General features: G+C 66.6%; 22 protein-coding genes and 1 pseudogene. 13 read left to right on the top strand and 10 right to left on the bottom strand.

Annotated elements, in window-relative coordinates:
• Positions 1–48 precede the first annotated feature (48 nt).
• Both ACLJRM_RS20135 and ACLJRM_RS20130 read right to left on the bottom strand, forming a co-directional pair.
• Positions 49–534 carry a hypothetical protein gene (locus tag ACLJRM_RS20135; RefSeq protein WP_410663939.1) on the bottom strand — a complete coding sequence of 162 codons (486 nt, stop codon included), beginning with the start codon at positions 532–534 and terminating at the stop codon, positions 49–51.
• Positions 535–606: 72 nt separating this feature from the next.
• A complete protein-coding gene (locus ACLJRM_RS20130; protein ID WP_410663938.1) occupies positions 607–2,355 on the bottom strand; it encodes a trypsin-like serine protease in 1,749 nt (582 codons plus the stop codon).
• A 307-nt stretch (positions 2,356–2,662) separates the two neighbouring features.
• Here ACLJRM_RS20130 and ACLJRM_RS20125 point away from each other — a divergent pair, with 307 nt between their 5' ends.
• Complete coding sequence (locus tag ACLJRM_RS20125) at positions 2,663–3,721, top strand: ArsR/SmtB family transcription factor (protein ID WP_410663937.1); 1,059 nt, start codon at positions 2,663–2,665, stop codon at positions 3,719–3,721.
• Positions 3,722–3,996: 275 nt separating this feature from the next.
• Here the strand turns inward: ACLJRM_RS20125 and ACLJRM_RS20120 are convergent, their stop codons facing one another.
• A complete protein-coding gene (locus ACLJRM_RS20120; protein ID WP_410663936.1) occupies positions 3,997–5,025 on the bottom strand; it encodes a hypothetical protein in 1,029 nt (342 codons plus the stop codon).
• A 266-nt stretch (positions 5,026–5,291) separates the two neighbouring features.
• Between ACLJRM_RS20120 and ACLJRM_RS20115 the strand changes: the two are divergent.
• The 3 genes and pseudogenes from ACLJRM_RS20115 to ACLJRM_RS20105 all read left to right on the top strand — a co-directional run.
• Positions 5,292–5,390 (top strand): annotated as a pseudogene (locus tag ACLJRM_RS20115) (Atu4866 domain-containing protein); the annotation flags it as partial.
• A 29-nt stretch (positions 5,391–5,419) separates the two neighbouring features.
• Entirely contained in the window at positions 5,420–6,178 is a 759-nt protein-coding gene (locus tag ACLJRM_RS20110) for an SDR family NAD(P)-dependent oxidoreductase (RefSeq protein ID WP_410663935.1), read from the top strand.
• 180 nt (positions 6,179–6,358) lie between these two features.
• Positions 6,359–7,774: an alpha/beta fold hydrolase gene (locus tag ACLJRM_RS20105; RefSeq protein ID WP_410663934.1), complete on the top strand. Its 1,416-nt coding sequence runs from the start codon at positions 6,359–6,361 to the stop codon at positions 7,772–7,774.
• Positions 7,775–7,859: 85 nt separating this feature from the next.
• Here the strand turns inward: ACLJRM_RS20105 and ACLJRM_RS20100 are convergent, their stop codons facing one another.
• The gene (locus ACLJRM_RS20100; RefSeq protein WP_410663933.1) at positions 7,860–8,819 is read right to left on the bottom strand and encodes an aldo/keto reductase; all 960 of its coding nucleotides are present in this window, start codon (positions 8,817–8,819) and stop codon (positions 7,860–7,862) included.
• A 243-nt stretch (positions 8,820–9,062) separates the two neighbouring features.
• Positions 9,063–10,793 (bottom strand): esterase/lipase family protein, encoded by a 1,731-nt coding sequence (locus ACLJRM_RS20095; protein ID WP_410663932.1) that lies wholly within the window; start codon positions 10,791–10,793, stop codon positions 9,063–9,065.
• 183 nt (positions 10,794–10,976) lie between these two features.
• Here ACLJRM_RS20095 and ACLJRM_RS20090 point away from each other — a divergent pair, with 183 nt between their 5' ends.
• A complete protein-coding gene (locus tag ACLJRM_RS20090; protein ID WP_410663931.1) occupies positions 10,977–11,201 on the top strand; it encodes a hypothetical protein in 225 nt (74 codons plus the stop codon).
• Positions 11,202–11,428: 227 nt separating this feature from the next.
• Here ACLJRM_RS20090 and ACLJRM_RS20085 read toward each other — a convergent pair whose 3' ends face one another.
• Together ACLJRM_RS20085 and ACLJRM_RS20080 are read right to left on the bottom strand one after the other, a co-directional pair.
• On the bottom strand, positions 11,429–12,046 hold the full coding sequence (locus ACLJRM_RS20085; RefSeq protein ID WP_410663930.1) for a histone deacetylase: 618 nt from the start codon (positions 12,044–12,046) through the stop codon (positions 11,429–11,431).
• Positions 12,047–12,458: 412 nt separating this feature from the next.
• Positions 12,459–12,737, bottom strand: a complete 279-nt coding sequence (locus ACLJRM_RS20080; RefSeq protein ID WP_410663929.1) for a hypothetical protein — start codon at positions 12,735–12,737, stop codon at positions 12,459–12,461.
• Positions 12,738–13,137: 400 nt separating this feature from the next.
• On the opposite strand from ACLJRM_RS20080, the gene ACLJRM_RS20075 reads away from it, so the two are divergent.
• The 6 genes from ACLJRM_RS20075 (at position 13,138) to ACLJRM_RS20050 (ending at position 19,165) form a co-directional block, all read left to right on the top strand.
• Positions 13,138–14,022 (top strand): oxaloacetate decarboxylase, encoded by an 885-nt coding sequence (locus ACLJRM_RS20075; protein WP_410663928.1) that lies wholly within the window; start codon positions 13,138–13,140, stop codon positions 14,020–14,022.
• The gene (locus tag ACLJRM_RS20070; protein WP_410663927.1) at positions 14,013–15,257 is read left to right on the top strand and encodes an aconitase/3-isopropylmalate dehydratase large subunit family protein; all 1,245 of its coding nucleotides are present in this window, start codon (positions 14,013–14,015) and stop codon (positions 15,255–15,257) included. Before ACLJRM_RS20075 ends, ACLJRM_RS20070 begins: the two co-directional genes overlap by 10 nt.
• Positions 15,254–15,754 carry a 3-isopropylmalate dehydratase gene (locus tag ACLJRM_RS20065; RefSeq protein WP_410599062.1) on the top strand — a complete coding sequence of 167 codons (501 nt, stop codon included), beginning with the start codon at positions 15,254–15,256 and terminating at the stop codon, positions 15,752–15,754. The genes ACLJRM_RS20070 and ACLJRM_RS20065 overlap by 4 nt, the downstream gene beginning before the upstream one ends.
• Positions 15,755–15,792: 38 nt before the next feature.
• Positions 15,793–16,965, top strand: coding sequence for a 2-methylaconitate cis-trans isomerase PrpF family protein (locus tag ACLJRM_RS20060; RefSeq protein ID WP_410663926.1), 1,173 nt, complete (start codon positions 15,793–15,795; stop codon positions 16,963–16,965).
• Positions 16,966–17,031: 66 nt separating this feature from the next.
• Positions 17,032–18,306 carry an SLC13 family permease gene (locus tag ACLJRM_RS20055; protein ID WP_410663925.1) on the top strand — a complete coding sequence of 425 codons (1,275 nt, stop codon included), beginning with the start codon at positions 17,032–17,034 and terminating at the stop codon, positions 18,304–18,306.
• A 76-nt stretch (positions 18,307–18,382) separates the two neighbouring features.
• Positions 18,383–19,165 (top strand): IclR family transcriptional regulator, encoded by a 783-nt coding sequence (locus ACLJRM_RS20050; RefSeq protein ID WP_410663924.1) that lies wholly within the window; start codon positions 18,383–18,385, stop codon positions 19,163–19,165.
• 109 nt (positions 19,166–19,274) lie between these two features.
• On the opposite strand, the gene ACLJRM_RS20045 is transcribed toward ACLJRM_RS20050, so the two are convergent.
• A complete protein-coding gene (locus ACLJRM_RS20045; RefSeq protein WP_410663923.1) occupies positions 19,275–20,633 on the bottom strand; it encodes a lanthionine synthetase LanC family protein in 1,359 nt (452 codons plus the stop codon).
• 77 nt (positions 20,634–20,710) lie between these two features.
• On the opposite strand from ACLJRM_RS20045, the gene ACLJRM_RS20040 reads away from it, so the two are divergent.
• Positions 20,711–21,358 carry an SMI1/KNR4 family protein gene (locus ACLJRM_RS20040; protein WP_410663922.1) on the top strand — a complete coding sequence of 216 codons (648 nt, stop codon included), beginning with the start codon at positions 20,711–20,713 and terminating at the stop codon, positions 21,356–21,358.
• A 166-nt stretch (positions 21,359–21,524) separates the two neighbouring features.
• On the opposite strand, the gene ACLJRM_RS20035 is transcribed toward ACLJRM_RS20040, so the two are convergent.
• Together ACLJRM_RS20035 and ACLJRM_RS20030 are read right to left on the bottom strand one after the other, a co-directional pair.
• The gene (locus ACLJRM_RS20035; RefSeq protein WP_410663921.1) at positions 21,525–21,965 is read right to left on the bottom strand and encodes a GbsR/MarR family transcriptional regulator; all 441 of its coding nucleotides are present in this window, start codon (positions 21,963–21,965) and stop codon (positions 21,525–21,527) included.
• Positions 21,962–22,786, bottom strand: coding sequence for an alpha/beta fold hydrolase (locus ACLJRM_RS20030; RefSeq protein ID WP_101608507.1), 825 nt, complete (start codon positions 22,784–22,786; stop codon positions 21,962–21,964). Before ACLJRM_RS20030 ends, ACLJRM_RS20035 begins: the two co-directional genes overlap by 4 nt.
• A 315-nt stretch (positions 22,787–23,101) precedes the next feature.
• On the opposite strand from ACLJRM_RS20030, the gene ACLJRM_RS20025 reads away from it, so the two are divergent.
• Complete coding sequence (locus ACLJRM_RS20025; protein ID WP_146044315.1) at positions 23,102–24,130, top strand: hypothetical protein; 1,029 nt, start codon at positions 23,102–23,104, stop codon at positions 24,128–24,130.
• Positions 24,131–24,383: the final 253 nt, after the last annotated feature.

Here is a 24,383-nt window from a genome sequence, read left to right as displayed (position 1 = left end):
TTCTTCTCATGCGTTCGTATCCCTTCAAACACTTGGTTCGCGCTCGGCTCATGGCAAGGCCGTGAGTTCCAGAAGCGTGGACGGGCCATTGGCGGGCCCGGTGCCCTCACCGACCGACTTTCCGTCCCCCTTGGGAATATCGACATTCTCGATCGCACCCTTGGTGTTGAGCGTGGCATTGACACGATGGTTTCTGTCGGCCTCGATGTAGAAGACTTTTGGCAATTCCATGCTCAGACGGCCACTGGCGCCGGTTACCCGGAAACAGGCTTTTACCAGCCCGGTGGCACTTCGCCCTTTGACCAGGATGTAATCCTGATCCGTGCTCGTGTCACTGGGGCAATCGGCGAGCTCGATATGGCCATCGCCTCTGCCGACAACAATGCCGCGATTGGCGAATATCACGCTCGCGCCAGGATGGTCGTAGGTTTCAACGACACTGGGTGGCGTATCGGCATGGACATTTTCGGCGGATTCCGCGGCAAGGGTGCCTGCCAGCAAGGTAGCGCCGCCGACCAGGCCGACGATCAGCAAGCGAGGGGAAAGTCGCATATTCTTCTCGTTTCTCCGTATTCAGTCCGATGAAGTTCTGGTCGACCTCTTGGGTCAACTGAGGAAACTTGTTCCCCACTGATCGCGGTGGACTCCATCCGCCGGGGAAAACCACCAGTGCTGCAAGCTGTTCCCGGCACCACGGGCGAATACCGTCAGGATGTTCACGTTGCCGTCGGTGAAGCGGGTCGCGGTGGGGTTACCGGTCACTCCGCCGCCCCAGTGGTCCCGATGTGCGCTGATCTCGTTCCTGCCCAGCCACCAATGCTGCAAAGTGCCATCGGTGCCCCGGGCGAAGACGGTGAGTTCATCTCCCGTGGCCGCCGTGCTGGGGTTGCCGGCGACTCCGCCGCCCCAGTGGTCCCGATGAGCGCTGGTCTCGTTCTTGCCGAGCCACCAGTGCTGCAGGGTGCCGTCGGTGCCCCGGGCGAAGACGGTGATGGCGTCGTTAAAGACCGCGGTCGTGGGGTTGCCGGCGACTCCGCCGCCCCAGTGGTCCCGATGAGCGCTGGTCTCGTTCTTGCCGAGCCACCAGTGCTGCAGGGTGCCATCGGTGCCCCGGGCGAAGACGGTGATGGCGTCGTTGAAAACCACTGCGGCCGGATCTCCGGCTACGCCGCCACCCCAGTGGTCCCGGTGAGAACTGGTCTCGTTTTCCCGCAGCCACCAATGCTGCAAGGTGCCGTCGGCACCCCTGGCGAACACCGTGAGGAAACCGTTGGATACCAGAACCGTTGGATCGCCTCCCAGCCCGCCACCCCAGGTGTCGTGTCCACCGAGGACGCCATCGGGCCCGGTCCACCAGTGCTGCAAGGTGCCGTCGGCGCCCCTGGCGAACACGGTGACGTGGTCCTTGAACACCACTGCGGCCGGTTTGCCCACGACAGAGCCGCCCCAGGACTCCTGCCGGTGGGCCTCACCGTTCTTGATCGACCAGCGCTGCAAGACGTTGCTGGTGTTTCGGCCGAAGAACATCAACTTGTTCTGGAACATCGTCGCCGCGGGCCCGGTTCCGGGGCCGAGATCCGAGCTGTTCTGAACGATCTGCCGCTGGATCCAAACTCCGAGGTCGTCGACCCTGGTTTCAGTGGCACCCTTGCGGCTCTCGATCTCGCCCTTGCAACCCGCCTGCCACGAGGCGCTGTGCAGGGCTACCAACTCGACCGAAACGCTGCCGTTCGTACGGAAGGCCGGGCCTCCCGCGTCACCCTTGCAGATACTGGCCTGCGGCGTGGTGCCGACAATACCCACTGTGGCGGCCTCGACCGACGTCACGGAGAACTGTGCGGTATGCACCCGATACGGCAACCACTCGGTCGCCGTCCGCCCGAAACCGGCAGTCGTCAGCACTTCGTCTTGACGCGGCGCCGAAACACCGATCGCCAAGGGCGCGATGTCGGCGACCGGTTCCTCCAGCCTGACGAGCGCGAGGTCGCGCTCGGGATGAGCCACCACCGTGACGACGTTCAGCACCGGGCCGTCCTGGCCGCTCGCGCCAGTACGCCCGAACGTGGCCGTGGTGGGCTGGCTGGGCGGCCCTGTCTGGAGACCTCGCCCTGTTTCGGGGTCCGCACCGAAGCAAGCACTCGCGGTGATCACCCATTGCGGATCGATGAGCGCGCCACTGCAACTTCGATTTGCGGTACCGAAGTCCAACTTGGCGACGAATCGGTAAGCACCTTCCGCGGCGGGACCTCCACTGACGGCACTGGCCGATACACAGGACAACGCACCCGTCGTCAAGACTGTGGCAACTAAACCGGCAATCCATTTTCCTCGCGGACGTAGTCGTGACACCTGCATTTACCCCCTGTTCCGCCTCACCACTATTGAGGTGAAGGTATGGATGAATCCGATGAATCCGTCGAACTCCGCCGTCGTTCGATCTGCCCGGCGAAAGAACCTTGAGCTGAATCTGCCCTTGGCACCAGTGCCTTTGCACGTGGATGAAAACCTCCTCCTCAGGAGGGAGGAGCCCAACCGATGCGGGCGCGAAGTAGCCCGGCACAGCCACCCGCACCCCACAACGTCCCTTTGGTCCGGGAACTTGCATCTCATGGGGGATGCGCGCCGCGTCTCCGACCGGCAGGCTGTTGGTAGATAGTTGATCATGGATTGGCCGGTGCACACCTGGGGAGATGTGATGCTGCGGATTCATTTCACGATGGCTGACCTGGCCCGCACACGGGTCGCGGAGATGTCCGATCCGCTCTGGGAGACCGTCCTCAGCCTGCGGCTCATGCAACAACGCAACACGATTCTGTTGTTCGACTGCTGGCAGCGCCGGACCCGGTCCAAGCTGGCAGCGCCGACGACGCCACCCGGGGTGAAAACCCTGCTCAAGACACTGGTACCAGCGTCGGGCCACCTTCTCAGTTTCCTGAGCCCGGCGGAGGCCCCACGCAGCTGGGACGACGGGATCGAGAGGGTGCTGACCACTTCCCGCCGCCAGTTGGGTACGGAGCTGGGGCTTCTTGCCGAATCTCAGCCGCTGCCGACCTGGGCTCAAGACCTGGCCGATGGTGACACCGGAATCCTCACTCAAGTCGCCGACGCACTACGCGTCTACCACGAGGTCGCCCTCGTGCCGGCGTGGAGCCAACTGCTGGCCCTCGCCGCCATCGAACGCGGTGTCCTGGGCCGCGCGATGCTGCTCAAGGGGGTAGACGGGCTCTTCGCCTCTCTCGGCCCCGCGATGCGCTGGAATCCGCCCATCCTCGATGTGGACTCGCACACCGACCGCGACCTCCATCTGGACGGTCGAGGACTGGTGCTGGTTCCCACCGTCTTCTACCGTGGCAAACCCGTGCTCTCCGAAGTCCCCGACGCGCCCCCGACACTTGCCTACGCCATGCAGCAAGACCTCAAGCGGTACGCAATGAGCGCCCCGCCGCAAGCGAAGCGATCCCTGGCCGCGCTTCTCGGCCCGACCAGAGCGGCCGTACTGGCCAACGTCAGCACCGGAGCCACCACCTCCGAACTGGCCCGGCGAGCCAACACATCAGTAGCCTCCGCCAGCCGGCACGCGAGCGTGCTCCGCGAAGCAGGCCTCATCTCCACGCGACGTATCGCCGAAGCTGTCCAGCACACTCTCACCGACCAAGGGGCAACCCTGCTCGCCGAAACCGCCGAAACCGACCGGCGCCGGCAAGGCGAGGCCGAGTCCTGACCCGACGGGCCGATCCGCGGCAGCGTTTCTAGGTTCGTCCCGGAAACGGCATCCTCGTCGTCATCCGCTTCGGGGCAGCAGGCTGGCGGTCAGCGCACCCAGGCGCGCGTCGTCCGACAGATTCAGCACGAGATCCCCGCCATCACGCATGGACGTTGCTTACCAGCTGTAGCCGGCCGCGATACAACACCGACCAGCCCGATCACGTGGCAGGCCACCCCTGTCACGCTGTTGCCGGCGTACTGAGGCAGGTCCAGGTCGCTGCAGCCATTAGCTCACGGGGCTGCTATCAACGGGGCGAGGTCGCGGATGATCCGTTGCCCGTCCTCGTCGAGGACCGCCGGCCGAAGGCGGACACCGGCGATCCCGTCCTGATCGCGCCAGCCGGTCACGACTTCCGCGAGCCCGGCCGCGGTGCCGGTGAAGATGCCGGTGTCGGTCGACCAGACCGCGCCGGTGACATGGTTCAGGTGAGCGAGCCTGGCCCGCGCGCCGTCGTCGGTGTCGCCGAGAACAACCGCGATGTCCGCATAGAGTTCAGTCTTAGTGGCATCTGGCGTCAGCTCCTCGATTTGCCGGAACGCCGCGACCAGGTCCGGCACGGGATGCTCGGCGGTCGGTGTGAGAAAGACCCGGTCGGCGACCGCGGCAGCGAGCCGATAAGGCTCCAGGGCATGGTGGGCGAGCGCAGCTACTCGCGGCGGCACGGCCACGGGAACGTTCAGCGGCCCCGCAGCAGGGTGATGGTCCGGGACGCGGGGTGCGATCGGCCCGTACCGCCAGAATTCGTCCCCGGAACCCAGGCTCTCGTGGGGGAAGGTCGACCACAGGCTCCGAATCGCGCGCACCTGGGACTCCGCGTCCCGGAACAGGTCCCGGAGGCGATGAGCGATGCGCACCGGGGCCCGGACGTCCTCGGGCTCGAGCCGGGGAGTCGGTGTGCCGCCGACCACGGTGGCGTCACCCGCGTTAGCCGACACCTGGGGCCGGAAAGTCACCCGGCCCGGTGCGATCGCGGCCAACGACGCCAGTTGCGTCGCGACGTGGAAGGGATTCGAGTGGGTCACGTTCCTGGACACCACCACCTCGCCGATATCGGTGGAGGACAACAGGATCGCGGCGGTCACCACCGGATCGAGCCTGCCCCTGACCACTTTCCGAGGGTCGCCTGGCACGCCCGTGAACTGCTCGGTCTGCGCGCTCAAACCGTCTTCCAGGGTCACGAAGTCGATGCCTCCCGTCGCGGCCGCACGTCCCCAATCAGTCCAATGGCGACTGCCGAAGAGTTCGGCGGGATCGGTCATCGACGACTCCGGCCACGCGGCGGGATGCCAGCCGACCCCCTCCAGAGCGAGTCCGACGCGGAACAGTGCCGACCGGCCACCAGTCATCATCATGACCAGATCTCAGAACATTCCCATTAATGTGAATGTCAACCTGTTCTCGCCCCACCAGCCCCGATCTCCCGGCCACCACCCGCACGACGCCGGCCGGCCGGCCGGGAGGGTGCCGCACACCCAGCTACCACACGTCCTGCCATCGCCTGTCTTCGTTGCCGACGATGGTCGGTATGACAAGCGATATCGACGTGGCCATCGCGTGGGTCACCGCGGACGGGCATATCCGGCCGGAACTACGCGCCGACGGGCGCTACGACGAAGCACGCGGCGCCGCTCATCGCCCGGGGCAGGCCCGGCGATGAGCGGGCCGAGCTCCGATCGTGAACTGGAGGGCAAAGTCGCGTTGGTCACCGGGGCCGCCCGCGGGGTTGGCGCGGCCACGGTCGCCTGGCTGCACGCCCGCGGCGCGCGAGTGCTGGCCACAGACCTCCGCCCCGAAGTAGACGTTCTCGCCGCCCGCTTCGACCAGGTGTCCACGCTGGTGGGTGACGTGTCCCAGGAGGACGTCGCAGTGCGGTCGGTCGCTGCGGCGATCGACCGGTTCGGCGGCATGGACATCCTGGTCAGCAACGCCGGCCGATCGGTGAACAAGCCGATCATCGCGACCACTGCGGCCGACTGGGACGAGCTGATGTCGATCAATGCCCGCGGAACGTTTCTGCACGCCAGGGAGGCATTCCGGGTGATGAGCGAACGCGGTGGGGGTGTGATCGTCACCGTCGGCTCGTTCGCCTGCACAGTCGGCCTCGCCGATGCGGCCGCCTACAGCGCGTCGAAGGGGGCACTGGCGCAGTTGACCAAGGTGCTCGCGCTGGAGGGCGGCCCGCACGGCATCCGAGCCAACGTCGTCGCCCCCGGTGTGATCGAGACCGACATGCTCGACAACTTCCGCGCGGACAGCCGGGAGTATCTGCGCTCCTTCGGCGACGCCCACCCCTTGGGCCGTGTCGCGCAGCCCGAGGAGATCGCCGAGGTGATCGGTTTCCTGGCCTCGCCCCGGTCCGGGTTCATCACCGGCGCGGTCGTCGCCGCCGACGGCGGCTACACCGCCGCCTGACACCACGCAACCACCACGAAGAAAGAGCGCATCATGCGTGGACGCGGTCGATACGCGGCGACCGGGTGCGTCATCGGCTCGCCCGCCGTGGTTCGGAGCGGAGCCGCCTCGGCAATTGACCGATCGCCGCCCTGGGGTGGCCGATCGGCCCGGCCCGGCGGGGCTGCCACCATGAGCCTCATGTCGATCAAGAAACTCGCCGGACCGGTACTGGCCGGCCTGCTTCTCGTACAGCTGGTGCCGGGAACGGCAACGGCTGCGGACGGTCTGTCTTGGCAGCCGTGCCGAACCATCGCGGACGGCTGGCCCGCGGAGGATCAGCGCACCGAATGCGCCATGATCACGGTGCCGGTCGACTACACGAAACCGGACGAGCGCACGTTCGAGCTGGCCGTGAGCCGGATCAGGGCCACCGGCAGCCGGGACGGGGTCATCCTGGTCAACCCGGGCGGCCCCGGCGCGTACGGCATGAGCATGCCGCGGGAACTGCTGGCCTCGAAGGCCGCGGGACTGGGCGTGCACCACGACATCGTCGGTTTCGCCCCGCGCGGAGTCGGCTACAGCGCCGGGCTGTCCTGCCCGCAGGACAACACACAGCCGAATCCTTCCCTGTCCGACAAGGAAAAAGCCCGCTTCGAGTCCGAACGCGACGCCCGGCACTACCAGGACTGTGTGGCACGGGACCCGGAGTTCACGGCAAATCTGACCACCGCGAACGTCGCCCGCGACATGGACCGGATCCGCCAGGCTCTCGGCGAGGAAAAGATCGGCTACTACGGGATTTCCTGGGGCACCGCGCTGGGCGCCCAATACCGCACGCTGTTCGACGAGCACGTCGCCGCGATGCTGCTCGACTCGGTCGTGACATCCACTTTCGACCTCACCGCGGTCGACCACGACCAGATGACGGCGCTGGAGAACTCTTTCCATGACTTCACCGGCTGGGTGGCAGGCAACGACCACGTCTACCACTTCGGCGCCACGAAGGAGGCGGTCACCAACGCGCTGCTGGACCTGCGGGCGAAGGCCACCGACCTGAACACGGTCGACAGCCTGCTCCTCGGAGCCCGCCGCAAATGGCCGGAGTCGGCCCGGCAGTTGGTGAAGCTCCGCTCCGGCGGCGAGGTGCCTAGTGTGGTCGTGTCCACCCGCACCGGCTTCGGCTGGGACGATCCGAACCCCGCGTTCAACCCGGACCAGCAGAACGCGGTGATCTGCAACGAATCAAGCGGCCCCCGCGACTTCGAAGCGCACTGGCGCAACCACCTCGCGCTGTCCGCCGAACTCCCGGTCGCCGGCAGCCACGGCTCCTACGACGGCTACTGCGCCGGCTGGCCATTACCCGCCACCACGTGGCACTTCAAGCCGGGCAAGAGCCCACTACAACTCGTGGGTCACGCCTACGAATCAGTCACACCACTACCGTGGGCCCACGACATGCGCGCCCACATCGGCGGCTCGCTCCTCACCGTCGAGGACGACATGCACGGCTCACTGTCAATCCTGCCGTGCGCCTCGAAAGCGGTCGAGTTCTTCGACACCGGCAAAACCTCCAACACCACCTGCCCAGGCACTCCGATCCCCCCGGCGGCCTGAGCGCGAACCCCACTCTGGCGTTGACGAGCAGCGGCACCGCGCGGTCCGCGCCAGCGCGGCCGTGCTTCCTGACCGCGGGCACCGGTCAGGACGAGGCGGAGGTGAGCGAGTGCAACTCGACGTCCGAGAGGTGCAGGTCGTGGGCGGCGAGCAGCGCGGGCAACTGCTCGACGGTGCGCGCGGAGGCGATCGGCGCAGTCACCGTTGGCTGCTGCCCGAGCCAGGCCAGCGCCACGGTGGCCATCTCCACTCCGCGACCGGTCGCGACCTGGGCCAACGCATCGAGCACCCGTACGCCGCGTTCGGTATCCGCGTAGCCACCTGCCAGTCCGGGCAGGTTGCGTACGTTCTCGACGGTCTGGCCCGGACGGTACTTGCCGGTGAGGAACCCCGAGGCGAGCGCGAAGTACGGCACGCACGCCAGCCCCTCGCGCTGCACGATGTCGCGCCGGGCGCCTTCGTAGGTGTCACGCGACACGAGGTTGTACTGCGGCTGGAGCGCCACGTAGCGGGCGGTGCCTGCGCTGTCGGCGAAAGACAGTGACGCGGCGAGCCGCTCGGGGCTGATGTTGGATGCGCCGATCGCGCGCACCTTGCCCGCCTGCACGAGTTCGTCCAGTGCGCCGATGATGTCATCGACCGGAATGGACTCGTCCCGGTCGAAGTGGGTGTAGTAGAGGTCGATGTGGTCGGTGCGCAGCCGCCGCAGCGACTCCTCGGCGGCGGCCTTGATAGTGGCGGGCGCGAGGCCGAGGTAGCGCGGGTGGTCGCCGACCTTGGTCGCCACGACCACGTCGTCGCGGTTGCCGCGGCGGGCGAGCCAGGTGCCGATGATGGTCTCCGACTGGCCGGGTTCGTTGCCCTGCTCCGGATAGTAGTTCATGTACGAGTCGGAGGTGTCGACGAAGTTGCCGCCTCCGGCAAGGTAGGCGTCCAGCACCGCGAAGGACTGGGCCTGGTCGGCGGTCCAGCCGAAAACGTTGCCGCCCAGGCAGAGGGGCGAGACGAGGAGGTCGGACGACCCGAGCCGGTGAAGTTCAGTCATATCAGCACTCAACGCGCGTCGCGCCCAGGATGGTTTCAGCGCGGGCCATCTTTGCCCGGACGGGTAACGCGCGCTGGTGCTGAGGGCAGGGCGCGTCAGCCGTCCGGCCAGTCCACTAGACACACGGCGTCCAGTCAGTCCGCTACGCGGGCACCATCGTCAACGCGCTGATCCCGCTGAGCCGCAGCCATCAGGCGACGGTGAAGTGGACGCACCGTTGGTGAACTGAGTTTTGTGACGTGTTCATCGCTCGTATCTGACCTCTCCTGCGTTCACTGGGATCTGTCGCCAGAAAACCTGGTGGCTGCCGAGTTTGTAATCGCAGTCTTGGGGCCCTGACACTGCTGAGCGAGCAATCAGAAAGCAGGATTCGATCGTGTTCGCATCGCCGACTTCCGCTATGGCGCGAAAGGCCACCACCCGTTCTTCGCCGAGCTCTTCGAGGGTCGGCATGGCGAGGCGTTCTTCGTATGGGCCGCTGTCGGGCATCCTGCGGTAAGAGACGGCGATCTTTCTCGGGACGTCGATCGCAATCGGTGTGGTGGTGAGCCGGTTCATTATCGCTCCGGGAGGGGTGAAGCTGAGTTGTACCTGGTTCCACCCGCAGCCGTAGTTGATTGAGCCGGAAACCGGCACCTTGAATCCTGCCGCCGGTCCGTTCTCCGCCGATACGGCACCTTGCGTGATCGTGCCCGATGGTCCTGCAACGACCACGTCGCTGACATCGAAGATGACCGCAGGCGGCACTTCTGCACAGGCCACGCCACTGTCGAATGAGATGATTACGTGCAGCCTCTTCACCGATTGCTCGCTCGCTAGCACGTTGTACAGGGGGAACACCAGGCGGTAGGACTCATCCTGCAACGCGGCTGACATACTCACGGCTTGCGTTGTGCCGGGCGACGGTGACGATGAGCTTCCGGTGGGGACTGCCACCCACACCGACACGGCAACGGCAACGCTCACCGCCGTCGCAACGGCTACTCGCTTCACCATGGCAGACCGTGACCACCATCGGCCACGGTGAGTAGAATGAGCCCGTGTCGGTGAACGTTCCCGAAGCTCCACGTTCCGGGCGCTCACAAAGGCGTCACCTGGCCGAGTACTCGTCCTGCGCTGCCCCGTTTCCTCGCGATCGATGGCGAGACTTACCGGGCCTCGCACCGTGCTCTCCGGGCTGCCATCCTGAAGGATGTCAGTCGGGCTGGTGTGCAGTGCGGTGACAATTCCGATGATGAAGAGCTTGATCTGGCCGTAGACCAGGTCGCTGGGAGTACTGGGTTTGCAGATGTCGATGTGGTTCGTGTCCACCGGGATGGCTGTCTGGCCCGGGATGGCGGGGTCGGCCGAGCCGGCGTCGACCACATGCACACCCTTGGTCCGCAAGGTCTCGTAGAAGATCTTGTGCTCGATTTCCGTCGTCTGGTCCACGGCCCAGTTGCGGTATCTGGTGTTGAGCTGCCGAAGGTGCGCGCTGTTGCGTTCCAGGGCGTCGACCGCCTTCGTCTTGCGGTAAACGACGCTCAATGCCTGAAAGACGGCCTGAGTGACGATGCCGGACCCAGTGTGCGGGGTAGCCAGGAACACCACCCCTCGTGTGGCGGTGGCGAATTCGGTGTAGTCGGCGCGGCCGTCGGCCGCGTGCAGCAGCATCTCCTTGACCACGAGCCCACCCATGCTGTGGGTGACGAAACACAGCGGACGCTGTCCGAGCCCGCGACTTTCCAGGAGGGCCAGCAGGTTGATCGCCCGGTCCTGAATCGGCATCGCATGGCCCAGCCAGCGGCTCGACGCCGCGTCGTACCCCAGTGACCAGACAGACAATCCCGTGATGTCCCGGCCGAGCCACTCCGGCCAGAACGAACCTTTCCGCTTCGTCGACCAACTCTTGAAGGCGTCACCGTCGAGACCATGCACGAAAACGACGTCCAACACCGGATCCTCGTCCGTACTCACCTCGACGAGCTCGGTCACCACTTTGCTCCCACAACGAATTCGTGCCGCCCACCGCGAGCTCGGCCCGGTGAACTGTCGCTTGCCGCCGCAGCCGCGTTACACGCTCGATCACCATCCGTGAACACCCGCTCGTGCCGCTGATCGATCGGTCGTGACGTGCGCTTCCACTGATAACGGAGCGCGCTACGGCAGGATGGCTGCATGGCAGCGCACAGTTACGTGCCGAACGAGTTGCTGGGCAGGCTGATCGGGTCTCGGCTCTACTCCGTGAACTTCGTGCACGACTACGTCCAACTGCACTTCGGCCGGCCCAGCGGCGACCTGCCCGTCCTCACCTGCGACGCCCTGCCGACGATCACCATTGTCGACGGTACGAGGAGTCGAAAGTGCACTGTCCTCAGGACACCACTGGTCTGCGCGGGATGAGCGGGGACTGACCCTCCCGGTACAGGGACGCAACCGCCGGTTTGGCCCAATGCGTTCACGATCCGCGGGATGGTCTCGCTCGACCACATGGCCTGCCTCGTCGGTTGTGGCGCCGCTACCCGCGAATACGGGCCAAGCCGGTGACTGCGAACCCGGTTTGCGATACATCGGGTGTAATCGTTCGTGGGGCACGGTCCGCGACAGAGCTACCGGCGTGCGCCCGGCGCTCAGCTCGACGGTTCGGTCGGCGTGACCGCCGCGGTGTCGCGCCAGCTGAGCACAGCCAGAAGATCCTGCGGGGTCCAGGTGCCGCGCACGCCGGAGAGCTCGGCAAGGTACCCGGCGGCTCGGGCCAGAGGCCAGCCGTGGGCGTCGCACAGTCCGGTGGCGAGCATCCGCAGGTACGCCGCGGACGGGGCGACAGGGGCGACCTCGTCGGCAGCCCAGGGTGCGGTGAAGGTCAGGACGGGATGCCCGTCGAGATCCCCGGCATGGAGCAGGGTCTCGTAGCGGCCAGGACCGAGCGTGGCCGCACCGGTAGCCAGGACCGGAGCGAGGTCGAGGTCCGTGCCGGGCTCGCGGTACATCTCCTGAGCGACGACGTCGGCGAACTGCCCGGCGGTGATCAGGTAGGCGCGCGCGAACGCTCGCCCGGGCAGCGCCGGATCGTAGAACGCGCGGCCACCGCCCCACACCGGCGACATGGTCGCGAAATAGATCCCGCCCGGCAGTTCACACCCTCGGGAACCCGCCGGCGGCCGCCGATCGCGGCAGCCCGGATAGAGCCGGGTGCCGCCGTCCGGAACACCGCCGGCCAGGTAACAGCCGAGCCGCCCGGCGTTCATATTCGAACCGTAGCTGGCATACCAGACCAAACCGGGCAACTCGCCAACCGTCTCGTCCAGAGTTCTCACGACAACCCCGCTTCGCGCGGCACACTCGTCTTCGACCGGATCACCCGCCGCAATATCGCCGCGCTCGTACAGCTTCCCCGCCAGCGCCATGAGCCATCGGACTGGCGGAGCACACCTTCTGCCCCATCGTCCGCCGTCAGGTGACGAGACGTTCATCCTGGGGATCGAAGCAGACCAGGCCAAGCACACGAGCGCGCTCCGCTCAGTTCGCCGACATAGCGCGTAACCAGCATGGTCGGCGGCGTCTTCCTACCGCCCATGAATTCCGCGACGAGAGCATCGAAGGTCGCCTTAGCCGCCGCGTCGTCGGCGGGACGAGGCCCTTCCCACACGGCCAGACGGGCTAGGCAGTGCGCGTATCGGCGAAGGCGCTGAGGAAGTACGTGTATTCGACGTTGTCGAGCGGACCGACGGTATCTGCCGGCACATCGAAGTTGTCCAGAACGGCATAAACTTGTTCCAGGGTAACGGGGTACCCCTCAGGCATGGACAAGTCGTCCATGCCGAGCAATGCCTCGAGGACGTGATAGCTGGTCCCGAAAGGTAGATCTGCGGACCAGGCCAAGCGCTCATCCGACTCGCGAAAAGCCTCGATCTGCCATCCGACCACATGATCGTTCATGGTTCAACGCTCCGGGTGGGATCGGGGCCTTTCCCAGGGGTTGGCTGCCCCGTGTTGGGGTCGAGAACACCTTGATGTTTACCACGCTTGTCGAATGTGAAAAAGACGGCGATCACTGTGTCCGCTGTCCCGCGCGCCACTTCGTCGATCCCGGCGCGCCCGATCAGGACAAGCCGAACCTGCTTGCGAGCTGGGCGGGATCTCTGTCGGTTCGGGAAGAGTCCAGTTTGGACAGTCCTACGTGCCGCGTCCTGACCGCACTCGACGCCGCTTCTTCACATAGTGAAACTCGCCTGACTCGACGCTGTCCAGACGTTTGACATGGAGTAACAGGCATGGCAGCCTGCACACAATCTGAAACAAGAGGTTTCACAGTCTGAAACACGGAGGCTTTGTGAACGTGTCGAACGGGAGCGATGCCGCGTCACCGTCGGACGTCCTGAGGGGCTTGCTGACCGGGCACGGCCTGGTGCGTGCTCCGGGCGTGTACGACGGTCTGAGCGCACACCTTGTGCGCCGGGCGGGTTTTCCCGTCGCCTACTTGACCGGCGCGGGTGTCGCGGCGGCCGGATACGGTCTTCCCGACATCGGACTCGTGACAGCCACCGAGATGCTCGCTCGGGCGGCCGTTGTGGTCGAAGCGAGCCAGGTGCCCGTGATCGCCGACGCTGACACCGGCTACGGCAATCCGATCCACGTGGTGAGGACGGTTCGCGATCTCGAGCGCGCCGGAGTGGCCGCCATCCAGCTGGAAGATCAAACGTTCCCGAAGCGGTGCGGGCACCTCTCGGGCAAGGAAGTCGTCGCGGCCGACGACTTCGTGCGCAAGCTGCATGCCGCGCTCGAGGCAAGAACCCGCAACACCGTCATCATCGCTCGCACCGATGCCCTCGGTCCCCATGGGATCGACGAGGCGATCGCGCGGGGCCGCCTGTACGCGGCCGAGGGAGCGGATCTCATCTTCGTCGAGGCGCCGCGGTCCCGCGACGAGATCAAGCGGATCGCCGGTGAGATCGATGCCCCGTTGTTGTTCAACGTCGTTCCTTCCGGGCTGACACCCGATATCGGAGACGACGAACTGGAGGCCCTCGGCTACCGGCTTGCCATCTATCCAGGCGCGTTGCTCGCGCCGGCCGTCGTCGCCGTGACCGCGGCGCTGTCGGGGATGGGCGGCCGGGATCCCGGCGAGATCGTCGGACCGGACGGGTTCTTCGGAGCCGTCGGGCTCGAAGAGTGGGCCGACCTGGGGCGCCGATATCAGGAGGGCGAAGTCGTATGGCCATGACCGTGATCGAGAAGATCCTGGCCCGTGCCTCGGGCCGGGAGCAGGTCACCGCGGGCGACACCGTGGTGGCCAAGGTCGACATGAACGTCCTCATCGACCTCATGTTCATGAGCTGGACCCAGCCGTTGAAGATCGCCGATCCCGACCGCGTGGCGATCGTGATGGATCACGCCGTTCCCGCGCCGACCCTCACCGACGCCAACGCGGCCATCCGGGCTCGCGCCTTCGCGGCCGACTTCGGGATCGGGCGGTTCTACGACGTCGGCAGGCACGGCATCTGCCATCAGGTCATCGCCGAGAACGCGCTCGCGTTGCCGGGGCAGGTGCTCACGTGCACCGATTCGCACACGTGCGCCGCGGGGGCGTTCAATTCGGCGGCCCGGGGGCTGGGCCCGGCCGAGGTCATCTCGATCATGTGCACCGGGGAGACCTGGTACGCGGTGGCGCCGACCATCCGCTACGAGCTGTCCGGGGCCCTGCCCTCCCTCCTCGGTGGCAAGGACGTGTTCCTGCACATCGCGGGGGTGCACGGCGACGCCGCCAATCGAAACCTGGAGTTCGGCGGCCCCGGGCTCGCGTCATTGCCGATGAACGACCGCCGGACGATAGCCACCCAGGGGGCGGAGATCTCCGCCGACTTCACGGTTTTCGAGTTCGACGAGCGATGCGGGGACTACCTCGAGGCGCACGGAGCGGGCGACTACGTACCTGCCGCGCCCGATCCCGGCGCAAGCTACGAGGACGTGCGGGCAATCGATCTCGGCACGCTGGAACCCCACGTCGCCTTGCCGGGCAAGGTCAGTCAGAACGCCTGGCCGGTCGCTGACGTCGACTCCCGCCGGCTGGATCAGTGCTTCATCGGATCCTGCGCGAACGGGCAGCTCGAGGACCTGCGCATCGCGGCGGAGATTCTCGACGGGCGGCAGGTCGCCTCCGGCGTGCGCCTCATCGTCACTCCTGCTTCCCAAGCCGTATACCGGGACGCGGCGAAGCTCGGCTATCTGGAGACCCTGGCCGAAGCGGGCGCGGTGGTCACCAATTCGACGTGCGGAGCCTGTTTCGGCTATCACATGGGACTGCTCGGCGACGGGGAAGTGTGCCTGACCGCGAGCACCCGCAACTTCCGCGGCCGGATGGGCAGCACGGACGCGGAAATCTACATGGCCTCCACCGCGACCGTCGCCGTTTCCGCCTGCACAGGACGCATCACCGACCCCAGGGAGGTGCTGTCATGAAGTACCGGATCACCGGAAGGACGTGGGTCGTCGGCGACAGCGTCAACACCGACGCGATGTATCCCGGCTTCGCGATGAAACTACCTCCCGCCGAGGCGGCGAAACACGTGTTCTACGACCTGCGTCCCGGATGGACGGACGAGGTCGAAGAAGGAGACATTCTTGTGGCAGGCCGGAATTTCGGGATCGGCTCCAGCCGTCCCGTCGCCCTGCTCATGCGGGAACTGGGTGTCGCCGCGATCGTCGCGGAGGAATTCAACTCGCTGTTCCTGCGCAATGCCATCAACAACGGCCTACCCGCGCTGACCGTTCCCGGCGTCACCACGCTGGTCGGCGAGGGGGACGTCGTCACGCTCGATCTGGCCGAGGGCTGGCTCGACCGTGGAGGGAAACGGATTCAAGGAGCGGCTTTGCCGGACGCCGTGCTCGACATCCTCGACGAAGGGGGCCTGCTCGCCCGCCTCGTCGCGGGCGGCTTCCTACCCGCGACTTCCTGATCAGACACCGACGTAATCTCTGCAGGAAAGGAAATTCCGTGACCACGCCGTCCGAGCAACCAGATCAGGCGACCGTTCACTGCGTGTTGATGCGCGGCGGCACGAGCAAAGGACTGTACTTCCACGAAGCCGACCTACCCGTTCCCGGACCCACGCGGGACGCACTGCTCGTCCGGCTCATGGGCTCACCGGATCCCCTGCAGGTCGACGGGCTCGGCGGTTCCCGGCCGATCACCTCGAAGCTCGCGATCATCGCCCCTTCCGAACGCGACGACGCCGACATCGACTACACCTTCGGGCAGGTCGAGATCGAACGCGCGGTCGTCCACTACTCCGGCAACTGCGGCAACATCTCCGTCGGGGTGGGACCGTTCGCGATCGACGAAGGTCTCGTCAAGGCCGTCGAGCCTACGACCCCGGTGCGGATCCACAACACCAACAGCGGGGTCGTGATGACCGCCCACGTGCCGGTCCACTTGGGGAGGGCCCGGGTTCTCGGAGATTTCGCCATTCCGGGCGTGCCGGGCACGGGAGCCGAGATCGTCATGGATTGGTCGCATTCGGTCGGAGCGAAGACAGGGAAGCTCCTCCCCACCGGTGAAGTGGTGGAGAAAATCGATCTCGACGGTGGTGCGGCGGTCCGCGCCACGATCTGTGACGCCGGTAATCCCACTGTCTGGGTCCCAGCCGCCGACGTCGGCCTCGACGGAAGCGAACTCGCGGACCGGATCAACAGGGACACGGTCCTGATCGAAACCGCCCGTGAGATCCGAGGCAAGGCCGCGGAACGGATCGGCTTGTGCGCCGACTGGCGCCGAGTCGACGAGCAGTCCCCCGGGCTCCCCATGGTCGGGTTCGTCAGCGAACCCGCCGGCTATCCCACCCTGAACGGCACCTTCGCCCAGGCGGTCAATATGGACCTGCGAGTCCGGCTTCTCTTCATGGACCGCCTCCACGAGAGCATCTCGGGCACAGCGTCGATCTGTCTCGCCGCGGCCTCACGGATCCCGCGTTCCGTCGTGAATTCCGTGATCGCGCGCAGCGAAGGAGACACCGTCCTCATCGGACACCCTTCCGGAATCACCCCGGCCAAGGTGGTGACCCGCACCGTTCCGCAATGGCCGTCCGTGTCCTTCGAGATGCTCGGCTTCAGCAGGACGGCGCGCCGGCTCATGGACAGCACCGCTTACTACCCCCGCGCCGACGCGTAAGCCCGTCCAGCCCGTTCCCATCGCACGTCCCAGCCGATCAACGTCGCTTAGCTCGGGAGTACGCCCATGCCCACTGCGCTCTTGTCCATCGCGGTACTCGTGACAGTCGTCGCGCTCGCCACCGTCCGGCCGATCAACATGGGGGTGCTGGGACTCGTCGCCGCCTTCGTGGTGGGCGGCATCATCGGCGGCGAGTCGCCGGAGCAAGTCCTGAAGTCTTTTCCTGCCAACCTGTTCGTCATCCTCGTCGGCGTTACCTACTTGTTCGCCATCGCCAAGAACAACGGCACCGTCCAGTGGATCGTCGACGGGGCGTTCCGGCTCGCGGGCGGCAGGGTGAGCACCATCCCGTGGATGTTCTTCCTTCTCGCGGCGGTGCTCTGTGGCATCGGCGCGCTGCCGCCCGCGGTCGGAGCGATCCTGGTGCCCATGGCGATGGGTTTCGTCGCCGAGTACAACGTCCGGCCTGTGCTCATCAGCATTCTCATCGGCTTGGGATCCACGGCGGGCTCATTCGCTCCGACAGGTCTGCTCGGCCTGGTCGTGCACCGCGTGCAAGAGGACAACGGACTGGCAAGCGAACCCCTCGTCCTCTTCGCCGGCACGTTCGTCATCAGCACCGTGATCGCGGTCACGACCTTCATGCTCCTCAATCGGCGCCAAAAGCTCCTCACCGTCCCACGCGAAATGACCAGGGCGAAAGACAGCCCGGGGGCAGCCACGGCACCACCGGTCACCGCTAAGCCGACCTTGCAGCAAAGCGTGACGCTCCTCGGTTTCGTCGTGCTGATCGCCGGCGCGCTCGTCTTCGACTTCGACATCGGATTCGTCGCCTTGACCGTGGCCGCAGTGCTCGCGCTGGCGTACCCGGAGGCGAGCCGGACCGCGGCGAAGGAAGTCAGCTGGGACATCGTGCTGTTGATGACGGGAATCCTCACCTATGTAGGAGTGCTCCAGCGCAACGGGACGATCGACTGGCTGGGCGAGACCGTGGCGTCGGTCGACTCGCCCCTGATCGCCGCCCTCCTGATCTGTCTCATCGGTGCCGTGGTGTCCGCTTTCGCCTCGACAACAGGCATTCTCGGTGCCGTCATCCCGCTCACCGTCCCTTTGGTCGGCACAGGAGCGATCGGAGCCATCGGGTTCGTCACCGCGCTGGCGATCTCCTCCTCACTGGTGGACGTCTCGCCCTTCTCGACAGGCGGGGCCATCGCCATGGCGAACGCACCGAAAGCGGAGCGACGAGATGTCTATCGCGGCCTGCTCCGGTTCGCGGGCCTGATGACGATCGCCGGACCGCTGGTGAGCTGGGCGGTCCTCGTCGCACCCGGCTGGCTGTGACCGTGACGCCGATCCACCCGGTCGGGAAGGTGAGGGCTCATTGCCGATGGACCCACTTGCCAGTAGGTTGCACTATGTGGAATCCCAGGATGACGCTGGCGCGGAACGCGGAAAGACCAGCGGGGCCGAGACGGCGCGCCGCACTCTCCGGGTTCTGGAGGGACTCACCCATCATCAGCCGATCAAGCTCCAGGAACTCGCCGACTCGATCGGTCTCAACAAAAGCATCACTTACCGGCTTCTCCGTGTACTGCAGGAAGAAGACTACGCGGAACGGATTCCCGCGGGCGGCTACCGCATCGGCCGTGCCTTCGCCGGACTGGCCGCGATCGCCGCCCCGCATACCCAGCTATACGCGGCGGCCCGACCGATCCTTCGGAATCTCGTCGAATCCACCGCCGAGACGGTGACCCTCCACAGGCGCGTAGGTGATCTCAGCGTTCTGGTCTTCGGGCTGGAAAGCGAGCAGCACACGCTGCGCCAGGTCGCCCAGGTCGGTGACGCAGGCCCGCTCGTCCGAGGTTGCGGAGGAAACGCCATCCTCTCCCGGCTCCCCGAAAACGACATCGACGTGATCATGATCAGAGCCGGGCTGACGAGCACCGAAGCGGACCGGCTTCGCGATCGGCTCGCAACCATCGCCGACCTCGGATACGCGCTCTCCTGCGGGGCCAACCACGTCGGTGTCCAGGGAATCGCCGCGCCCATCCCCTTTGCGCGCGGCGAGACCTCCGCGATGTCCCTGGTCATCTCCGGTCCCGAACAGCGCTGGACCGAAGACCGCGCACTGGAGTTCGTACCGAGCCTCCTCGAAGCGGCCGCGGCCGTCGGCCGGCATCTCGACGCCCTGGAGCATTAGTCGGCCTTCACGCACCCATCACCCTGCGCCAGGTCGCTGGGCAGCCCGGAACTCGGTGTTCGGCGGCCTGATGATCCGCACTGGACTCCGGCTGCAGGAACAGTCCGCGCTAACGGGTCTTCGACCTGCCCGATCGCGTGACCGGGCAGGAACCCGGGGTGGGGAGTGCCCACCAGCTGTCCATGCGCGTGACAGGGGTGGCGTCGCGCTCGTCCTGCAGGACGCGGCTGATCCGGAAGAGGAACGCAGCGATGCCGGCCGCTCCTTGCATCCAGCCGACCCCCGGTGGCAGCAGCGGTTCCGGGCCGAGGTGTTCGATGAACCGCCAGTAGGCGTGCGGTCCGTCCCGCACCGCGCGCTCGACCAGGGTATCGGCCAGATGCACGGCGAACTCGAGGTCGTCGGTGCGGCCGAAGCGCTGCCAGGAGTCCAGAAACACCTCACCGACGCCGGTCGTCCCGCAGCAGCGCCCGTCGTTGTCCCAGAAGCCGGGGTGCCGTCTGGCGGGCAGGCCGGAGCTACGAGTGCTGTGCAGGCATCGGCGATGCCACGCCAGTGGCGGTTCACCCGCGACGTCCTCGACTCCGGCGAGATCGAGGGCGAGGAAGAGCAGCGAGGTGCCGGCGGGGCCGTGGCACCAGTTGTAGGTGTGGACGTCCTGGCCCGGTTTGCTGGGGATGGTGCGCGGCACGACGAATCCCCCGCCGTCGGTGCGGCCCAGCGTCACCAGATGTTCCGCGCCGAGGGTGGCCGCGCCGGTCAGGTCCGGCCGGTCGAGCTCGGCGCCGGCCAGGGCGAGGGCCGCCGCGATTCCTGCGAGGCCGTGCGAGAAGTTGGGCATCTGCCTGGCCGGCTCGGCATGGAACCGGTGCGGTACCCAGTGCCAGTTGACCCCGGTCGGCACCTCCTCCCGGTCCGCCATCAGTACAGCGGCAGCCTGCGCACCGAGGTCGCCGGCGTTGGCCAAGCCCGCGCGTCGGGCCCACAACGCGCCGAGCAGGATCCCGGCCGTGCCGAGAGTGGCATCGTTGACCAGGGCGTCCGGCAGGAAATCTGGTGGCCCGATGGCTGTTTGTGGCCAGCCATCCCGGGTGCGCAGCGTGATCAGCCGGTCGACGGCCGCCTGTGCCCCGGGAGCCTCGAGCGCGGTCAGCACGCCGATGGAGCTGACCAGCCCGCCGAAGAGGCTGCAGTCGACCTCGTTCTCGATTCGACCGGTGAGCCGTTTGACGATCGCCTCCGCGACATCCCGCTCCTCGACCGTCCAACCCCGGGCGAACCGGATCTCAGCCAGCACATAGGCCAGCCCACCCACCCCGCTGTACATGGTGTCGCGGTACTCCGAGATTTCCGAAATCCCCGCCGATTCGGGAATCCACGGCCCGTCGTCCCAACGGACCTGATCCAGCACCCACCGCCACGCGGCTTCGGCCACACCGCGATACTCCTGCGCGCTACCCGAGATCACCCATCGATCATCGCATCCGCGCGGCGAAATCCGGCCCTCTGCGGTCAACCGCGGTCGTAGGGCCGCGGGCAGCTGGGGTGGCTCACGACGCGAAGAGCGCCGTTGGCAGCGCGAAGTCGCTCGCCACCGGCGGGAGGGTGACAGTAGCGGGCGCGATATACATATCAGGAACGGCATCGTGTCGTCGAAGGAGCCGGGGTATGTCGGACGTGGTCGATCGGTTGAAGAACTTGCTGGGAGTTCCGGACTTCACACCATCCCCGGTGTCGTGGAGCGACGTCGAGGCCGAACTCGGGCTGAAACTCCCCCAGGACTTCAAAGAGTTCTGTGACTACTACCCGGCCATCGAGCTGGACGACTTCCTGTATCTGACCCATCCCACCGCCCGCGACAAGTACGACAACTTCCTCAGCAACGCCGTCATCCAAGGAACCGCACTCAGCGAACTGGTCGAGGAGGATCCCGACCAGTTCGCCTACGGCTCCTACCCCGCCCTGGGCGGGCTTCTCGCGTGGGGTGTCAACGCCTTCGGACAGAACCTCTACTGGGCCACCGAAGGGAAACCGGACGACTGGAAGATCGTCACCGGAGACCTGGTCGACTACCACTTCCTCTACGACGGAAACTTCAGCTCGTTCCTGCTCGGCACCCTCGAAGGAACGATCCGAAACCCGATCCTCGGACACTACGACGATCGCTTGAAGAAGATCAGATTCAGGCGATAGGCCACAACGTCACGGGCCGCCACCTAACAGGAGCAACGGATTCGGGAGGGGTTGCGAGAATCCTCGACTCGAGAGTCTCTTCCACGCTCCGCATGGTGACCGCCTGCCGCTGGCTCTCGCATTCTTCGAGTGTCGCGAGGAGTTTGGCGGCGGGTCGGGTGCCGCGTTACGAACGTCTGTTTCGCAGCATCTGCTCTCCTGCGTCCACATAGGACTCGAAGAAGTCCGCGACCTCCGTGAGCCGGGACTGGGCGCGTTCGTCCTCCGCACTCGCCGTTCCGGTCCGGAGCACCCGGACGAAGGCCCGTGTCCGTTCGTGACTGGCCGCGAGGAGCTGCTCGAACCCGCCCACCACCTCGACGAGCAGCCGGCGACTGCCCGGCTGCGGGATGGTCCTGGCAAGCCCCCAGGAAACCAGCTCGCGGACGGCCACGCTCACCGCTCCCTTGCTGAGGCCGAGTGCCCCGCCGAGTTCGTCCAGCGACGCGGGACCCGCGTTGAGCAGGAGCCGCCCGTAGACCCGGCCCGTCGCACGGGGCAGGTTCCACGACGCGAGGAAGTCGCCCATCGCCGTGGCGAACGCGGCCCGGTCGTCGGCCACGGTCACGCCGAGCGCTCCTCGATCGCCGCGTCCCAGCCGTCGATGATGTCCCGGATCACCGTGCTCACCGCGTCCGCCGCGTCGAGGGTGACCACGTGTCCGGCATCGGGAACGACGTGCTCGGTCACACCTTCGGCCCGCGCCCAGCGAGGCATCGCGACCGCGATGTTGCCGGTGCGGTCGCGGTCGCCGCGGATGAGGCCCAGTGGCACGGGAGTGCGGTAGCCCGGTTCCGGGGCGACGAACGACACGGTGGCCCGCCAGACGTCGAGGAAGACCTGTTTGGGCATGTTCGCGAACGTCGCCTCGGACTCGGCGATCCCTTCCGGGGTCACGGCCGAGGCCCTGGCCATGAGACCCGGGAGCCGCGAGGCGGGGATGAGGGCGAGCGCCGGAGCGGCGAGTTTCAGCGAGAACCGCTCGACCGCCGTGAGCGGACCGGTGTTCCACGCCGAGTCCACGACGACGAGACCGGACACGCGCGCGGGAAAGCGACGGACGAGTGCCTGCGCGAGGTTCCCGCCGAGCGAGTGCCCGACAAGGACCGGGCGGTCGAGACCGAGGTGGTCGAGCAGAGCGCTCAGATCGTCGAGCGCGCTCTCCGCGGTGAACCGGGCACCCGGTGCGAGGCTCGACTCGCCGTGTCCCCGCTGATCCCAGCTGACCACCCGGTGACCAGCCTCGTTCAGGGCCAGTGCCTGCGCGTCGAACATCCGGTGGTCCATCCCGGCGCCGTGCGTGAAGACGACAGGACGCCCGTCCCCCGCCAGGTCTCCGTACCGCAGCACCCCACCGTCGCGAGTCAGCACCCCATCCAAATTCACCATATTCTAAATATAGCCTACATTGACCGCGGCACCCCGGCGGCGACGTCGAACTGATGATCTGCCGGCCGAACACGCCATGCGACAAGTACTAGACGTCCCAAGTGAAAGTCCCGTACTGGGTACACCACAAATACGTGCCACTCGACAACGCGGACTTCACCGTCAGCAAGGAACCAGGCACACGACTCCGACATGAGCCACGCGTACGGCCTGCCGTCCTGATCCATCCACCTTCGACAATGTCCAAGCCCGGCAAGCAACCTATCCGGCCGTGGCTGCGTGAATCTCATAGGTCGGGGAAGAATGGGGAGATTCATGAGCATTCGGACAACGCTGCGAGCAGGTGTCCTGGTCGCAGCCGCGGTCATGACCACAGCGCTGGGGGTGGCGTCGGCGGAGGCAGTACCGGGCTGGCAGGCGACGCTGCTGCCGTTGCCCGCCGGACACCCGGGGGCAACGGGTTTCGTGTTCGGCACCGACGGGAAGGGTGGCTACGCGGGCGAACTCGCCATCGACGATCACACCCAGGTGGTCACCTGGCGAGAAGGGAAGGTGTCGGTACGCGGCGTCCCGTCCGGCTACCAGGACGCGCACGTCATCGACCAGAACAGCGCCGGGACCGTGCTCCTGGAGGCCAATGGAGCCGGCGGGACGCGCACCTTCGTGCTGGACGAACGAGGTTTTCACGAGGTCCCGGTGCCCGCCGGGTACACACGAACGTGGGCCGTGGCACTCAACGATCGCGGCGACATCCTCGGCACTGCTTCGACGGAGAAGCCGGACGCCCACGTGACCGTGGTGTGGCCGTCGCCAGGCGTCGGTCCAATCGTGATCCCGACCGACGAAGACGCCCGGCCTGCGGATCTTGATACCGACGGAACCGTGCTGTTCAACTCGTCCGGACGGCCCTACACCTGGCGGAACGGGACAGTGGAGAAACTGGCCATCCCGGCCGGGTACACCGTCGCTCTGGCTCGCGCGATCAAGAACGGGACCGTCGTCGGCAGCGCCGACGCGGAGGGAGTCAACGGTTCGACGGGCTTTCGCTGGACATCCGCCATCTCTCCTGAACGCCTGACCGATTCCAGTGCCGGGCTGCGGGTCAACGGATCGGGGCTGATCGCCGGTGCGCTGACCTCCGAGCCAGGAGTGTCCTACGGTCACCCCGCGGTTTGGCAGGCACCCGGCTCGGTGGCCAAGCTCCCGCTGCCCGACGGTTTCGCCGTGGGAAGGGCCTACGCGATCGGTGACGACGGCGCGATCGCCGGGATCGCGGCGAACGGGCCGCTCGACGAAGGCGGCGCGCCGGTCGTGTGGCACCGGACCGAGATCGGCCACGGCTGACCTGAGCGCGGAACGCCGCCGTGGGGCGGCATGGGAACCCCGCGGCGGTTTCGGCCAACGAGACCGAACCGCCCCAGGCGACGCCCGCCTCCCGGTACCGAGCAGGGTTTCGCAGCAACCAGACCGGCCACCAGCAGGTCGAGCCCGAACCTGAAAACGAAAGGACGAACGCGGCCCAGCGGAGCGGATAGCCGAGGCAGTTGCCGGCGAACACCTTGGTAAGTCTGTTGGCGAACGGGAGCAGGGGCCCGCG

This window comes from Amycolatopsis sp. lyj-84 (assembly GCF_046549075.1).
In the GTDB taxonomy this organism is placed as follows: Bacteria; Actinomycetota; Actinomycetes; order Mycobacteriales; family Pseudonocardiaceae; genus Amycolatopsis.
The sequence above is the reverse complement of the archived record's forward strand: the minus strand, read 5'-3'. Positions and strand labels throughout refer to the sequence as shown.

Excerpts from the sequence above, each read along its gene's own strand:
- ACLJRM_RS20130 (WP_410663938.1), bottom strand. The coding sequence starts at position 2,355 with ATGCAGGTGTCACGACTACGTCCGCGAGGAAAATGGATTGCCGGTTTA.
- ACLJRM_RS20125 (WP_410663937.1), top strand. The coding sequence starts at position 2,663 with ATGGATTGGCCGGTGCACACCTGGGGAGATGTGATGCTGCGGATTCAT.
- ACLJRM_RS20120 (WP_410663936.1), bottom strand. The coding sequence starts at position 5,025 with ATGACCGATCCCGCCGAACTCTTCGGCAGTCGCCATTGGACTGATTGG.
- ACLJRM_RS20110 (WP_410663935.1), top strand. The coding sequence starts at position 5,420 with ATGAGCGGGCCGAGCTCCGATCGTGAACTGGAGGGCAAAGTCGCGTTG.
- ACLJRM_RS20105 (WP_410663934.1), top strand. The coding sequence starts at position 6,359 with ATGTCGATCAAGAAACTCGCCGGACCGGTACTGGCCGGCCTGCTTCTC.
- ACLJRM_RS20100 (WP_410663933.1), bottom strand. The coding sequence starts at position 8,819 with ATGACTGAACTTCACCGGCTCGGGTCGTCCGACCTCCTCGTCTCGCCC.
- ACLJRM_RS20090 (WP_410663931.1), top strand. The coding sequence starts at position 10,977 with ATGGCAGCGCACAGTTACGTGCCGAACGAGTTGCTGGGCAGGCTGATC.
- ACLJRM_RS20085 (WP_410663930.1), bottom strand. The coding sequence starts at position 12,046 with ATGAACGCCGGGCGGCTCGGCTGTTACCTGGCCGGCGGTGTTCCGGAC.
- ACLJRM_RS20080 (WP_410663929.1), bottom strand. The coding sequence starts at position 12,737 with ATGAACGATCATGTGGTCGGATGGCAGATCGAGGCTTTTCGCGAGTCG.
- ACLJRM_RS20070 (WP_410663927.1), top strand. The coding sequence starts at position 14,013 with ATGGCCATGACCGTGATCGAGAAGATCCTGGCCCGTGCCTCGGGCCGG.
- ACLJRM_RS20065 (WP_410599062.1), top strand. The coding sequence starts at position 15,254 with ATGAAGTACCGGATCACCGGAAGGACGTGGGTCGTCGGCGACAGCGTC.
- ACLJRM_RS20055 (WP_410663925.1), top strand. The coding sequence starts at position 17,032 with ATGCCCACTGCGCTCTTGTCCATCGCGGTACTCGTGACAGTCGTCGCG.
- ACLJRM_RS20030 (WP_101608507.1), bottom strand. The coding sequence starts at position 22,786 with ATGGTGAATTTGGATGGGGTGCTGACTCGCGACGGTGGGGTGCTGCGG.
- ACLJRM_RS20025 (WP_146044315.1), top strand. The coding sequence starts at position 23,102 with ATGAGCATTCGGACAACGCTGCGAGCAGGTGTCCTGGTCGCAGCCGCG.